17 protein-coding genes and 1 tRNA gene are annotated in these 13,874 nt (G+C 62.5%); 17 read left to right on the forward strand and 1 reads right to left on the reverse strand.

The window, feature by feature from the left end:
• Positions 1-116: 116 nt before the first annotated feature.
• On the reverse strand, positions 117-899 hold the full coding sequence (locus QMO82_RS08780) for a S24 family peptidase (RefSeq protein WP_283196580.1): 783 nt from the start codon (positions 897-899) through the stop codon (positions 117-119).
• On the opposite strand from QMO82_RS08780, the gene QMO82_RS08785 reads away from it, so the two are divergent.
• The 17 genes from QMO82_RS08785 to QMO82_RS08865 all read left to right on the forward strand — a co-directional run bounded on the left by QMO82_RS08785 (position 880) and on the right by QMO82_RS08865 (position 13,785).
• On the forward strand, positions 880-1,059 hold the full coding sequence (locus tag QMO82_RS08785; RefSeq protein ID WP_283196581.1) for a DNA-binding transcriptional regulator: 180 nt from the start codon (positions 880-882) through the stop codon (positions 1,057-1,059). The two genes, QMO82_RS08780 and QMO82_RS08785, sit on opposite strands and share 20 nt — an antisense overlap.
• Positions 1,060-1,157: 98 nt before the next feature.
• A tRNA-Met gene (locus QMO82_RS08790) sits at positions 1,158-1,233 on the forward strand.
• A 144-nt stretch (positions 1,234-1,377) separates the two neighbouring features.
• Positions 1,378-1,833 carry a hypothetical protein gene (locus QMO82_RS08795; protein WP_283196582.1) on the forward strand — a complete coding sequence of 152 codons (456 nt, stop codon included), beginning with the start codon at positions 1,378-1,380 and terminating at the stop codon, positions 1,831-1,833.
• Positions 1,834-1,836: 3 nt separating this feature from the next.
• The gene (locus tag QMO82_RS08800; RefSeq protein ID WP_283196583.1) at positions 1,837-2,043 is read left to right on the forward strand and encodes a hypothetical protein; all 207 of its coding nucleotides are present in this window, start codon (positions 1,837-1,839) and stop codon (positions 2,041-2,043) included.
• Positions 2,043-2,225: a hypothetical protein gene (locus QMO82_RS08805; protein ID WP_283196584.1), complete on the forward strand. Its 183-nt coding sequence runs from the start codon at positions 2,043-2,045 to the stop codon at positions 2,223-2,225. The genes QMO82_RS08800 and QMO82_RS08805 overlap by 1 nt, the downstream gene beginning before the upstream one ends.
• Positions 2,225-2,752, forward strand: a complete 528-nt coding sequence (locus QMO82_RS08810) for a GcrA family cell cycle regulator (RefSeq protein WP_283196654.1) — start codon at positions 2,225-2,227, stop codon at positions 2,750-2,752. The genes QMO82_RS08805 and QMO82_RS08810 overlap by 1 nt, the downstream gene beginning before the upstream one ends.
• Positions 2,752-5,361 (forward strand): DNA methyltransferase, encoded by a 2,610-nt coding sequence (locus QMO82_RS08815; protein WP_283196585.1) that lies wholly within the window; start codon positions 2,752-2,754, stop codon positions 5,359-5,361. Before QMO82_RS08810 ends, QMO82_RS08815 begins: the two co-directional genes overlap by 1 nt.
• A complete protein-coding gene (locus tag QMO82_RS08820) occupies positions 5,361-5,804 on the forward strand; it encodes a hypothetical protein (RefSeq protein WP_283196586.1) in 444 nt (147 codons plus the stop codon). The genes QMO82_RS08815 and QMO82_RS08820 overlap by 1 nt, the downstream gene beginning before the upstream one ends.
• Positions 5,804-6,334, forward strand: coding sequence for a hypothetical protein (locus QMO82_RS08825; protein WP_283196587.1), 531 nt, complete (start codon positions 5,804-5,806; stop codon positions 6,332-6,334). Before QMO82_RS08820 ends, QMO82_RS08825 begins: the two co-directional genes overlap by 1 nt.
• A gap of 3 nt (positions 6,335-6,337) precedes the next feature.
• Entirely contained in the window at positions 6,338-6,538 is a 201-nt protein-coding gene (locus QMO82_RS08830; protein ID WP_283196588.1) for a hypothetical protein, read from the forward strand.
• The gene (locus tag QMO82_RS08835; RefSeq protein ID WP_283196589.1) at positions 6,535-6,831 is read left to right on the forward strand and encodes a hypothetical protein; all 297 of its coding nucleotides are present in this window, start codon (positions 6,535-6,537) and stop codon (positions 6,829-6,831) included. The genes QMO82_RS08830 and QMO82_RS08835 overlap by 4 nt, the downstream gene beginning before the upstream one ends.
• Positions 6,821-7,033: a hypothetical protein gene (locus QMO82_RS08840; RefSeq protein WP_283196590.1), complete on the forward strand. Its 213-nt coding sequence runs from the start codon at positions 6,821-6,823 to the stop codon at positions 7,031-7,033. The genes QMO82_RS08835 and QMO82_RS08840 overlap by 11 nt, the downstream gene beginning before the upstream one ends.
• A gap of 48 nt (positions 7,034-7,081) precedes the next feature.
• Positions 7,082-8,938, forward strand: coding sequence for a DNA cytosine methyltransferase (locus QMO82_RS08845; RefSeq protein WP_283196655.1), 1,857 nt, complete (start codon positions 7,082-7,084; stop codon positions 8,936-8,938).
• 27 nt (positions 8,939-8,965) lie between these two features.
• Positions 8,966-10,186 (forward strand): primase-helicase zinc-binding domain-containing protein, encoded by a 1,221-nt coding sequence (locus tag QMO82_RS08850; RefSeq protein ID WP_283196591.1) that lies wholly within the window; start codon positions 8,966-8,968, stop codon positions 10,184-10,186.
• 4 nt (positions 10,187-10,190) lie between these two features.
• A complete protein-coding gene (locus QMO82_RS08855) occupies positions 10,191-12,020 on the forward strand; it encodes a phage/plasmid primase, P4 family (protein WP_283196592.1) in 1,830 nt (609 codons plus the stop codon).
• 298 nt (positions 12,021-12,318) lie between these two features.
• Positions 12,319-13,125 carry a hypothetical protein gene (locus QMO82_RS08860; protein ID WP_283196656.1) on the forward strand — a complete coding sequence of 269 codons (807 nt, stop codon included), beginning with the start codon at positions 12,319-12,321 and terminating at the stop codon, positions 13,123-13,125.
• 123 nt (positions 13,126-13,248) lie between these two features.
• Positions 13,249-13,785 (forward strand): hypothetical protein, encoded by a 537-nt coding sequence (locus QMO82_RS08865; protein ID WP_283196593.1) that lies wholly within the window; start codon positions 13,249-13,251, stop codon positions 13,783-13,785.
• The last annotated feature ends 89 nt before the right edge of the window (positions 13,786-13,874 follow it).

A 13,874-nucleotide genomic window follows, 5' to 3' on the forward strand; every position in this document is an offset into this window, starting at 1 on the left:
TCCCTTGTTTCGGATGCCTCCAATGTGTGTTATACACGCTGCTATGTCAATCGAAAATGTGTGAAAGCCACACTATTGGTGAATGGCGACCAGTCGGTGTGGGTTTCGTGGCAGAATCATTCTCTTGATACGGCGTAGACGACGCGGCCGATGATCGCGACAACGTCTTCGTCGCCCGTGCCGTCCTCGACGGAAATTGGGGCTTGGAAGCGAGGGTCATCCGATTCCGGAACGAGCCAATATTTGCCGTCGACGTCTATATGAAGAAGCTTGACAGTGTGTTCGGCTTCTCCGCCCGACCGCCGCCGCTCAACGATATATCTCTTCCCGGCCACAGGGGGCTCTCGGGTTTCCTCGACGTTCGTAAAGACCAGGATTGTTCTTTCTGGGTATCGCCGGTTCATCGATGGCCCGCGTGTTTCGGCGGCGTGAAGGGAAAAGCCCCTGTATTCCAGGTCATCAGGCACGAAAACGTCGTATTGGTCGTGTTCATCCCATGCCCACGTCTCCTCGAAAACGCCGGCCTGGATGTGCGCGGCGACCGTGACGCGTCTTAGCCCAGGGATGCCGGTGTCCTCGCCGGGCCCTGGTCCTTCGCCCGTCAACAGCCAAGCCTCGCTTACTCGGAAAGCCTTGGCGTATTTGGCAGAGGCGCGCGTGATGCCATTGGTGCCGTTTTCGTGCTGGGCATATGTGTTGTAGTTCCAGCCGAAATAGTGCGCTGCCTTTTTGGCTTCGTCGAAACCACGGGCAATGCGGGCCTTTTCCAGGCGCTTGGCAGGTTCTGGTCTGTCGTCGTGTTCCATAGTGTGGATTTTGCACGAAACCGGTGTGTCTTTCTCCTTGACAATGCAGTGTGTGTTATACACATTAAGACGTATGGAAGACACGCTTGACATTCGATCACTCCGCAAGAGGTTGAACTGGACGCAAGATCGCCTGGCCGAATATCTCGGCGTCGATCGCTCCAGCATCTCGCGCATGGAAAATGGCCAGCCGGTTAGTGGGCCGGTTGAGCGTCTTCTGTCGATGCTGCTCGAAAAGGAGGCTGCCCAATGATCGCATCCTCCGCACCAATGTTCCTCCCGCGCCGTCCTCACTCGGCGCCAACTCCAGCCGGCGCGCGGCACTCCAGGTGCGCCGGCTGGCTTTTCTTCCGCAGGGTAGGGAAGAGGTCATCCCGCGTGGTTCATACCCACGAGACCGCAGGTTCAAATCCTGCCCCTGCAACCAGTTTCTGCCGTCTCGCATGCGGACCCCCGTAAGCCGGACCGCGTCAGTCATCTGACGCCTTGCCACCATTGCTAACGACCGATCGCTCCCGCGCCAACGAAGTTCGGGGCCGGAAAACTTCGTTGACTTTTCGAGGGGAATACCATGCGCGCATCGCACGAACATCAGCAGGGTCGGCTCAAGGCCGCGACGCGTTCCGTCGTCACCCAGGCAGGCACGGCGGCGCAGCTCGCCGCGGGCACGCGGGTCAGCGAAAGCCAGATCAACAAATATGTCGGCCAGGCCTATCCCGATTTCATGCCGCTCGATGTGGTGCTCGACGCCGAGCTTCTGGCGGGTGCGCCGATCATCACACAGGCGCTCGCTTCGATCCAGGGCTATCGCCTCGTTCCGGTCGACGGCGCCGTTACCGCGCCGATCGGCGTCAAGGACACGGTGCGCCTGCTGGAAGGGCTGATGCATGTCGTCAGCGCCATTCATGCCGCCGTCGCCGACGATTCCGTCGACGAGGGCGAGAAGCGCGAGATCGAGCGCAAGCTCAGCACGCACATGATGGACGTGCAGGACGTGCTGGCCCGCGTTCGATCGGCGGAGGGTTGAGCGATGATCTCGCAGAGGCGGACGCTCAACATCAAGGCGCAAGAGCTGGAAGCCATCGCCGCGAAGCACGGCATCGGCCTCCATCGCGCCGAACCATCCTCGAAAACCCACGAATGCCCGGAATGCCGGCGCGTGCTCGCGATCGCCGAAGTGATCGAACGCTACTGCGCTCATTGCGGCAACGTCTCGCCCAGGGAGGTCAGCCTCTGATGGATCACGGCGGACCGACACAGAAATCCGATCGCGACCGCATCCGCCAGAAGCGCGGCGCGGCCAACAAGGAAATCGCCAAGGTGGCGCGGCGTCTGGTCAAGGCATTGGGCGACGGCGCCGATCCCGAGGATTGCATGACGGCGCTTTCGGCCGTGGTGAAGAAGGCGGACGCATCGTGATGTTCTGGACGGAAGCGCGGATAGAATTGGCTGAAAAGATGTGGCGCGATGGCAGCTCGGCGGCCAGGATTGCGGCTGAGATCGGCGGCGTTACCCGTAACGCGGTGCTTGGCATCATGAACCGAAAGCGGGATCGCTTTCCGTTGAAATCCGATAATGCTGCCGCGCCTAAGCGGTTTCGCACAGCCGTCGTTGCGAGGCCGCCGCGCGCCGCGAAGCCGGTCAAAGCACCTGCGCCGAAAATCGAGCGTCCGAAACCATCTGCCATGCTCTCCGATCTCGGAGTGCGCGTCGACATGCCGACGCGGCCGAGCGGGCCGTTCCAGCACCGTGGCGTCATTCTCGATCAGAGCAAGGTGGTTCCCTTCGTCAATGTCAGCAGCAGTTCCTGCCGCTGGCCGCTGACGGATTTCGGAGACGCCGGTGGTCCCGACATGCCCTGCTGCGGCCGACAGCACCGGGGCGGGACATCTCCCGACAGCGCCTATTGCCCCGAGCATGCTTCAGTTTCGAGAGGGCGCGCCTGATGGATTACGGCTCGTTCCTGCACGCGAAGATCCAGATGGCGCCGGAAGGCGGGTTCGAGGTCGCTGACGGCGACATCAATCCGGTCCTGCTGCCGCATCACAAGGCGATCATCAAATGGGCCTGCCGCGGCGGCCGGCGGGCGATCTTCGCCGCCTTCGGCCTCGGCAAGACCGTTATCCAGATCGAGTTGCTGCGCATCATCACCGCCCGCTTCGGCGGCCGGGGGCTGATCGTCATTCCGCTCGGGGTACGTGTCGAGTTCCGCCGTGACTGCGAGATGCTGGCGACCGGCATCCATCCGAAAATATCGGATGCGCAGCGGGCCGAGCTTCGCGCCTGGCAGGAAGGCCATTCGGAGCGCATCCCGTCTCTGACCTTCATCCGCTCGATCGAGGAGGCCGGACCGACCGGTCTCTATATGGCGAATTACGAGACGGTGCGCGACGGCAAGCTCGACCCGCGTCTCTTCAATGCCGCAAGCCTCGACGAGGCGGCATGCCTGCGCGGCTTCGGCGGATCCAAAACCTTCCGCGAGTTCATGCGGCTCTTCGACGGCATCCCCTACAAGTTCGTGGCGACGGCGACGCCGAGCCCGAATGAATTCATCGAGATGCTGGCCTATTCGGCGTTCCTCGAGGTGATGGATGTCGGCCAGGCGAAGACGCGCTTCTTCAAGCGCAATTCCGAAAAGGCCGACACGCTGACCATCCACCCGCACAAGGAACGCGAGTTCTGGCTGTGGGTGGCGAGCTGGGGCTTGTTCGTCGAGAAGCCGTCCGATCTCGGCTTTTCCGATGATGGCTTCGACCTTCCCGAGATGATCGTCAACTGGCACGAGCTGCCGTCTGATCATCGTGCCGCCGGGCAGGAGCGGAACGGGCAGGGCAGGCTGCTGCGCAATGCCGCCGCCTCTCTCCCCGACGCCGCGCGCGAGAAGCGCGACAGCATCGACGCTCGCGTCGCCAAGATGATGGAGCTCCGGGCCGAAGATCCCGACGCGCACCGGCTGATCTGGCACGATCTGGAGGCCGAGCGGCTGGCGATCGAGGCGGCCATCCCCGGCATCGCCACCGTCTACGGCGCCCAGGACCTCGAGGATCGCGAGAAGACGATCATCGATTTTTCGAACGGCGAGATTGCGGAGATGGCCGGCAAGCCTGTCATGCTCGGCTCCGGCGGCAATTACCAGCGGCATTGCTGGTGGGCGATCTTTCTCGGCCTCAATTGCAAATTCAACGACTTCATTCAAGCGGTTCACCGCATCCAGCGATTCCTGCAGACGCACCAGGTGCGCCTCGACCTGATCTACACCGAGGCCGAGCGGCCGGCGCGCGACAACCTGGAAGCCAAGTGGCGTCGCCATAACGAGCAGAGGGCTGTCATGACCGGTCTCATCAAGGAATATGGCCTGTCGGCCGCGGCGATGGCTTCCAGCCTGCAGCGCGCCATGGGCGTCGAACGGATCGAGGTGAAGGGCAAGGGTTACCGGCTGGTCAATAGCGACTGCGTGCTCGAATGCCAGCGGATGGCAGCCGACAGCGTCGACCTGATCGTCACCTCTATCCCGTTCTCGACGCAGTACGAATATTCGCCGAACTATGCCGATTTCGGGCATACCGACGACAACGACCATTTCTGGCAGCAGATGGATTTCCTGATCCCCGAGCTGCTGCGCGTGCTCTCGCCCGGGCGTATCGCCGCCATCCACGTCAAGGACCGGATCATCCCCGGCGGCATGACCGGCCTCGGCTTTCAGACCGTCTATCCCTTTTCCGACGATTGCGTCGCCCGTTTCAAGAAGCACGGCTTCGCCTTCCTGTCGCGCAAGACTGTGACCACCGATGTCGTTCGCGAGAACAACCAGACCTATCGGCTCGGCTGGTCCGAGCAGTGCAAGGACGGTTCCCGCATGGGCAACGGCATGCCGGAATATCTGCTGATCTTCCGCAAGCCGCCGTCGGACGCCTCGAATGGCTATGCCGATCGGCCGGTGAAGAAGCTGAAGCGCAAGCATGTCAGCGAGACCGGCGAATGGGAAAACCCGGAAGGTTATTCGCGCGCCCGCTGGCAACTGGATGCGCACGGCTTCATGCCGTCATCCGGCAACCGCAGCCTGAAGCCCGAGGAGCTGTTCGGCCTCGAAGCCAGCCAGATCTTCAGGCTCTGGAAGAAATATCAGCTGGATGCGGTCTATGACTTCGAGCATCACGTGACGATTGCCGAGGCGCTGGAAGAGCGGGGCATGCTCCCTTCGACCTTCATGCTGTTGCCGCCGCACTCCAAGCATGACGACGTCTGGACCGATGTCACCCGTATGCTTTCGATGAATACGCTGCAGGCTGGCGCCGGCCGCGAGCTTCACCTCTGCCCGCTTCAGTTCGACATCGTCGACCGGGCGATCGCGCAATATTCCGAGCCTGGCGAGACCGTCTTCGATCCTTTCGGCGGGCTGATGACCGTGCCTTACCGGGCGCTGAAGCTCGGGCGCCGCGGCGAGGCGGTGGAACTGAACCCGGCCTATTTCCTCGACGGCTGCAAATATGTCGAGGCGGAAGCCCGCGACAGGGCAATGCCGAGCCTCTTCGACCTGATGGAGGCGGCCGAGTAATGGAACCTGTCCGCCTCTTCATTGTCACCGACCATCCTGAGCGCGCCTGCCTTTCGGTGCTCGGCTGCATGCTTGCCGATTGCCCGCCCTTCGCCCGCATCCTGACCGAGGCTGCGGCGATCGCTGCAATCCCGGAAGGGGCGCGCTGCATCGGGCAATGGTTCGCGTGGTCGGACCGGCGGCCTGACGAAGCGCAGATGGCGTGGGAGGACCGGAAGGCGCGCGGCGGCATCGAGGGCGTCAGCGAGGCTTTCTTCCAGCGCATCGACGAATGGAACGCCAAGCGGCGCGAGGCGGAGGCGAGGATCCTCGCCGAGGCGGTCGCCGATCTTTCTGATGCTCCGCTGATCCCGTTTTCCGATCTCGCCAACGCGCAGGCTGCGGCCAGGGCGACCGAGAGCGACAAGGTTGCAGTCTTCTCCAAACAATCGAGGTGGCGTTGATGGAAATGATCCTGTTCGGCTCAAAGCCGGTGACCGTGACGCGCGAAAGCCTGATGGCCATGCCGCCGCATCAGCGCAGCGAATGCGTGGCGCTGATGCGCGAGAGCGGCAAGAGCGAGCTCGCCATCGGCACGATGCTCGGGATCGGGACAGGGGTCGTCACCAGGCTGATCGAGGCGAAGCATCTCTACAGTGTGCCGAAGGCTGCCGAAGAACGCGTTCAGCCGGAAGAGATCCCGGCCGCGGTGCTGGAGAAGATCGACATCAGCCGCAACGGCCTTCGCCTGCTTCGCCGCATCGGCCGAGATCGGCAAGGATGGACCGCCGGCAAGGCCACCGTGTCGAGCGAGACCGGGCTTTACGACACGGCGCTCGAGCGGGCGATGAACGAGGTTCTCGACCGCGGCTTTGCCGTCAAGCTCGGGCAGCTCGGCCGCGGGCAGGCGCCCTGCTACTGCGTGACGCCGATGGGACGCGAGACGCTGATCGCAGCCGCGAAGGCTTCAGCCGCCGTGAAGGCGGAGGCATGACGGATGCTTTCCGATTCGATCCGCGTGCTGCGGCAGAGCAAGGAACAAGAGCCAGGCAAGGTCGGGGAAGCGCTGATCCTGCGCGGCTTCGAGATCGAGGCGCGCAACATGGAAGAGCGGCTGCAGCGGATCACCGGCCGTCCGCATGTGCCGCTCGACGGGAACCTCGTCAGCCAGCCGGACTGCGAGGCGGTGCAGCCATGAGACCGGAACGCAAACGCATCCTGCTGATCGTCGCCCCCGACATCGTCCAGTGCTACCGCACCGCCCGCGAATTCGGGCTCGACCTGCTGCAGGTCGGCGACATGCGCTGTGTGACGAAGCCGCACCTGCTGCGCGGCTGGACGCGTGGAACGCCGTTCATCGCGTTGCATCGTGAGCGGTGGCCGGAAGCGCTCGATCTCGCACTCGACGCGCTGACCCGGATGGGCCAGCTGCGCATCGCCAATGACGAGGACCTGCAGCCGTTCATGGGGAGGATCGCCCATGCTGGATAGGGCTGATCCGAGACGGGCAACCTCCTCCGCTATGAGCGGCAGGATGGACGATCGCCAAGCCTTGGCGGCGATCGTGCTCTGGAATTCCGGACATTTCGACACGGCCGACATCGGCGAGCTGCTGAAGGTTGGCGAAGACGCGGTCTGCCGGACGCTGCATGCGGCGCGCACGATCGTCGCGGGGGCGGCTGATGGCCGCTGAAAATCACGTGAGGGCAGCATGACGGTCATGCCGACACTATTCGAGGGGATGTCGGTCGACGACATCCATGACTTTGCCGCAAGGAAGGGCTGGGGCGAGCCGATCATCATCGACAGCTTTGCCGGCGGCGGCGGAGCGTCGACCGGAATCGAGCAGGCGCTCGGCCGCTCGCCCGATTACGCGATCAATCACGACGCCGACGCGCTGGCGCTGCATGCCGCGAACCATCCCGAGACGATTCATCTCTCAGAAAACGTCTACAAGATCGACCCGCTCGACCATCTCAGAGGCAAGCATATCGGGCTCGCCTGGTTTTCGCCCGACTGCAAGCACTTCAGCAAGGCCAAGGGCGGCAAGCCGGTTGCGCGCAACATCCGCGATCTTTGCTGGATCATCCCGGGATGGATCGAGCGTATCCAGAACAGCGGCGGCAAGATCGATGTCGTCATCATGGAGAACGTCGAGGAATTCAAGGATTACGGCCCGCTGATCACGACGGCAAAGGGCGAGATGCCCGATCCGGATCGCAAGGGCGAGACGTTCCAGAAATGGTGCCGGAAGCTGCGCGGCCTGGGCGCCAGGATCGAGATGCGGGAGCTGCGCGGCCGCGACTATGGTGCGCCGACGATCCGCAAGCGGCTGTTCATCATCATGCGTTTCGATGGCGGGAAGATCGTCTGGCCTGAGCCGACGCATGGGGCGCCGGATGATCGCGATGTGATCGCGGGCCGCAAGCAGCCTTGGCCGATCGTCGCCGGCTGCATCGACTGGAGCATTCCGTGCCCGTCGATCTTCGATACGGCGGAAGAGATCTGGGAGAAGTTCGGAGTGCGGGCGCAGCGTCCGCTAGCGGACAATTCGCATGCGCGGATCGCACGCGGGATGGATCGATTCGTGATCCGTGCCAAGAGACCGTTCCTGGTGAACCTGACACATGGCGGCCGCATCGAGGATCTTGCCGAGCCTGCCAGGGCGATCACGGCGGCGCATCGCGGCGAAAAGGCGCTCATTGCGCCCTCCATCCAGCGTTTCAATTCCGGCGCCACCGGCAGCGATATGCGCGACCAAATGCCGACGATCACGGCGAACGGCTACGTCAAGAGACCAGGTGGCGCTGCGCCGCTGGGCCTGCTGGCGCCGGTTTTGACCTATGCCCAGCAAGGCGGCGCGAATCGGTCGATCAATGGGCAGGCTCATACGATCACAGCGAGCGACAAGGACCAGAACTCGGTCTTTTGCGCCTTCATGGCCCAGAATAATTATCTGGAGCCGGGACACGACGTCAGGGAGGCGTGCTCCACCATCGTGGCGAAGGGGTCGACGCAAAGCCCGGTCGCCGCCTTCATCGCGCGGCAGTTCGGTACCGGTGCGTGCCACAGCATGGAGCGGGCCGCCGGCACGATCACCACTGAAGGGCAGGGCAAAAGCCAGCTGGTGATGCCTTACCTGCAATCCTACTACGCGACCGGAGAGGGCTCGCGCGAGGACGAGCCGATGCGTACGGCGACCGTCAAGCCACGGCACGGGCATGTCGAGGCTGTCCTCGATGTGCCGCCCTTCACGGAAGCGCAGGCGGCCCGGGCCCGGCAGGTGGCAGATTTCATGCGGGCGCATGGTTTCTGGGACGAACGAGAGTTCGTCACCATCGAGGTTGATGGCCACACCTTCGTCATCGTCGATATCGGCATGCGCATGCTCGTGCCTCGCGAGCTGTTCAACGCGCAGGGTTTCCCGGCCGACTACAAGATCGACGGCTATCACGATGCCGCCGGCAAGTGGGTGCCGTTCTCCAAATCAGTGCAGGTCAGCTGTGTCGGCAACAGTGTTTGTCCGCCGGTGGCAAGGGCGCTGGTCGCGGCCAACTGCAATCATCTCGCGGTGGTCGAACGGAGGGCGGCGGCATGATGACCGTTTCGGGCCGCTGAGCGCGTCATGAGCAATCCGGCAATTTCAGAGTTCATTGAGCGCGCTCAGAGCGTCACCGTGGCCGAAGCGGTCGAGCGGCTGGGCCTGCAGATCAAGCGCGGCGACAAGGGCCAGCCTTGCCCGCATTGCGGCGGCAAGGATCGGTTTTCGGTGAACCTGGTCAAGGGGGCTTGGAACTGCCGTGGCTGCAGCATCGGCGGGCGCACCGGTGTCGGCCTGGTCGGTTTCGTGCTCGGTCTCGACCTGCATACGCGCGCCGAGCTGCTGGAGGCCTGCGCGACGGCGCTTGGCGAAACGCTGCCCGACGAGGCCGAGCGCGAGACCGATGCGCAGCGCGCCGCCCGTCAGGAGCGCATGGCGAAGGCGAGGGCCGAGCGTGAAGCAAATGAGGCGGACCGTCAGCGCGAGCAGGATCGGTACAGGCAAAAGGAAATCGATAAGGCGCGAGGCATCTATCTCAATGCGACCGTCGCGCCAGATCCGGAAGACGGGCGTCTGCGGGCATATCTGAGCGCCCGCACCGGCTTCGCCATGGTCGACCGCGTGTTCGAATGCCTGCGCTTCAACCCGCGCCTCAGCTATTGGCACGGCCTCGATGAGATGGGCCGGCCGGTGTCGATCTATTCCGGCTACGCGCAAATAGCGCCCTTCGTCGACCTCGAGGGAAAGATCATCGGCAGTCATCTGACATGGATCGACATGGAGCGTGGGCCGAAGTTCAGGCCTGATCTCGGCAAGGACGAGAAGGGCGAGCCATTGCCGACGAAGAAGATGCGCGGCGCAAAGAGCGGCGGCCTGATACCGCTCTGCGGCGACATGGAAGCCTCGCGTTGGGTCGGCGGCGAAGGCATCGAGACGGTGCTCGCAGTCGCCGGTTACGAAGGCTTCGATCCGGGCACATTCTATTTCGCGGCCGGCGATCTCGGCAATCTGGCAGGTCCCGCCGATCGCGGCGCCGGCAAGAGCGAAAGCCATGTGACGCGGGGCGGCCAGAAGGTGCGCGTCTATCCTCATCCGAAGCCTGACCAGGAGCCGATGGATGCAATCCAGGTGCCCGCTCATGTGAAGGGCATCGTGCTGCTCGCCGACGGCGACAGCGAATTCTATTTCACCGCGGCCGCGATGGCGCGGGCGAAAGCCCGTCTCGCTGCTCCCGGCCGGTCGGTCAATATCTGGTGGCCGCCCGAAGGGGCGGATTTCGCCAGCCTGCTATGCAAGAGGGTCTAAGGGCGTGCTCGACATCGTATCGACTGAAATGCCGGATGGTCTCAAGGAGATCATTCAGGCTGCCATGGTGCAGCGTGGCGAAATCGACCCCGAAACCCCACCCGTCGCAGATGATCATGCCGAAACTCTCGACCATGGGTCGCCGCCGCCTGATGACGCTGACAAGCTGAAGCAGACGCTCGAATACTGCGCCGGTCTCGACCATTCCGACACGGATAACGGCAAGCGGCTGCTGAAGCATTTCGGCGATGATCTGCTCGTTGTGTCCCAGGAAAAGGCGAAGGCGGCGCTTTATGCCGTCTGGACAGGCACTCATTGGGATATCGCCAATGGTGGGCCGAAATCGCTGGCGATCGTCCAGCAACTCGGCGACCGCATCATGCTTGAGCGGCATTACATCAAGCCGACGCAGAAGGAGCAGGAGCAGATCGATGCAGGCAAGGCGGCAGCCGAAGCTGAAGAGGCGGGCGAGGACCTCGACGTCACCAAGCGGCGGCTGATCGCCAATCGCGAAAAGGCTCTCGATGCGTTTTCCAAACGCGTGAAGCGACGGCTCGACCATGCGGTGTCGTCGAAGAACGTCGCGCGCATGAATGCTGCGCTCGCCTGCGCCGCGCCGCATATCATCCGATCGCCCGATGATCTCAACGCCGATCGCATGCGCTTTGCCGTGCATAATGCGACGATCAGCTTCCAATCCCGCATGGAACGGCAGAAGAACCCGAAATTCATCAGCACGGCCGAGACGCCGAACGTGCCTGAGACGGTAGACGTCTGCATCGAGGCCGATGTGAAGGTTCATCGCGGCCATCGGCGCGAGGATCTGATCACGCATGTCGTTCCGGTCGATTATCAGCCGAAGGCAAAGTGCCCGCGCTGGATGAGATTCCTCGAGACGATGCTGCCCGATGCTGATGTGCGCCGGCTGGTGCAGGTGTCGTCAGGTCTCGGCCTGGTCGGACTGACCGTGCAGAAGCTGTTCTTTCACTATGGCGATGGCGCGAACGGCAAATCGGTCTACATGGAGACGCTCTGCAGGCTGCTAGGCGAAGTGGCGGTCACGCTGCCGGCGACCAGCTTGATCGGCGAGAGCGGATCCTCCGGCGGCGCCTCTCCCGACCTTGCCCGATTGCTCGGCCGCCGCCTGCTGCGCGTCAAGGAGCTGCCTGAAGGCGAGGACTTGAAGGAGAACCTGGTAAAGGAACTGACGGGCGGCGAAACGATCACGGCGCGCGATCTCTTCCAGGGATATATGGATTTCGACCCGATCTTCGTCGTCCAGATGAGCGGGAACGGCTATCCCCGCATCACCGGCAATGACGACGGCATCTGGCGACGCATGGCCGTCGTGCATTGGCCAGTGAAGGTGCCGGAAGCCGAGCGGCGGCCATTCGATGAGATGATCGCGTATTTCAGGCCGGAATATTCCGGCATCCTCAACTGGTTGATTGACGGCGTGCGCATCTATCTGCGTGAGGGCCTTGTGATCCCTGAGGCGGTCAAGGCTGCCACGCAGGATTATCGCGACGACATGGATCGCACGTCTGCCTTTGTGGCCCGCTGTGTGGTCAAGGACGAGGATGCGCCGCCGCTGCAGTCGAAGTTCCTCTACGCCGCCTATTGCCGATTTACCGAGGACGAGGGCGGCAAGCCGATGAACGTCACGGCCTTCGGGAGAGCCATGTCGAAGAAATTCAAGAAGGAGACGTCGGGCAACGTCTTCTATCTCGGCATCCGCCTGCGAGATGTGCCGCAGCCTCGCCATGACGATCCTATGCCTCAGCCGCCGCCAGGCCGGTTCGACGACGATGCACCCTTGCCAGAGGTCTTTTGATGATCCCCGCAACCCCACCCGTGCCATCGCTGACCCTCCAAAACCGGATAGTTCGGATAGTTTCTCGGAGGTTTCTGGAGAGTTCCCGGAGGGGTGTGGGGAGTAAAATCAATGGCTTGGATAGTCCGGATAGTTTTTGTGCGCCTATACGCGTGAAAAAAGCGGGGGAAGGGGGATGAAAAAAATGCCTCTTTAATGCGAGATAACTGTCCGAACTATCTAACCATCTGAATACAAACAATAAAACTATCCAATCAACTATCCAAAACTATCCAAACTATCCAAGGGTTTGAAAGTGATGAAAAAGGTAACCATTGAACAGCTGTTGAACTGGGCTTTCACGCAAGAGCTGTGCAAGGTTGGTGCGCCAATGGCTGATACCGGGCGGGGCTTCAGCGTCGCCTGGAACATGGTGAGCGAGGTTGCGGCGCTGGGAACGCTGATCGACCGCAATCCAAATGTATACGGCGTCATCCCTGATTTCGTGTCGGCCTCATCAGATCCGCACCCGGACGCGGTCAAGGTTGGCGACGCGGTGCGGGCCATGGATGCATTCGGCAACTTCGATTACAGCGGCGACGGCGTCTGGAACCCCTTTCCTGAGTGGGAGGACAGTCTCGGCCTGATCGCCGCAGAAGTCGCCAGCGTCGACGAGGCTTTGCGGTTGAAAGGCCAGCGGCTGAATGGCCGACACGTGGTCAACCTGGTCGTGAGACACGCCATCCTCGGCCGCGGGCCGGATTGGACGGCCGAAGAGCCGAAGGTCAGGATGGTGATGAAGTCCGGAAAGCCGGCATGGTTCGTCACAAAGAAGGGGCGGGACGCGCTGCAGCGGGTCTATCGCTATGAGGCGGACGGTTTCGACAAGAAGAAGCAGCGGCCGATGAAGGGCGCCTATCGCAAACATGAGCTTTCCACCTCAATTCGCGGCGCCATCCTGTCCCGTCTGGACTGGCAGCTCTGGCAGGATGCGCTCCATCACCTGCATTCCGACCTTTCCGGCCGCTTGAGCGGTGGTGATTTGCTTCCCTTCATTCCAGATCGTCAGCCATGGGCGCGTGTCGCATATCACCTCAAAGCTTCGCAAGACATTGAAAACGCCTGAGAATAAATTCTGAAACCGCCCTTGCGGCGCGGCAGACGGTTGACATACATTGAAAGCGTGGAATTAGGTTAGAAAACCCGCTCGGCGAACGCCCGGCGGGTTTCGCATTTGTGGGGCAGCAATGTGACCGCCGAGCTTCGTTTCGATGCCAGCGAGATAGAGCAGCTTTCACGAGCGATCGGCAATCTGCCGGGCCAGATCAAAGCGAAGGCGATGGCGAGCGCCATGCGGCGCATGCGCGACATGGCGCGGACACGGATCGTCAAGCGCAGCGCAGAACGAACTGACCTTCCTGTTCGGAAGGTCGCAGTGCTGACAAAGGCATTCTTCAATGCCGGCGGCAACACGATCGACGTCATCGAGAAGTCCGGATGGATTTCCTTATACGATCTCGGTGCGACGCAGAATGCCAGTGGCGTTCGCGTCAGGGCTCGCGGCTCGTATCGATCGGCCTTCATTGCCGAGATGGAAAGCGGTCATCGCGGCGTGATGAAGCGCGTCGGCAAGAAGCGGTTGCCCATCCGGGAACTGTTCGGTCCGAACCCCGCGCACGATGTGACCAACAACCCGGAAGAGTTCCTGAAGGTGTTGGCTGAACTGATCGAGCAGAACCTCGCGCCGCGCGTCCTTCACGAGATCGACCGCCTCCTGCCTCGGTAGGCGAGGGGTCGGCCGCCGCCTCGACCGGGGGCACCCCCCCCCGGGTCAAGGGACCGTATGAACGATCCGACCGCCTGCGGGCCGGGGCG

Origin of the sequence: Rhizobium sp. BT04, assembly GCF_030053135.1 — a bacterium.
Taxonomy (GTDB): domain Bacteria; phylum Pseudomonadota; class Alphaproteobacteria; order Rhizobiales; family Rhizobiaceae; genus Rhizobium; species Rhizobium binxianense.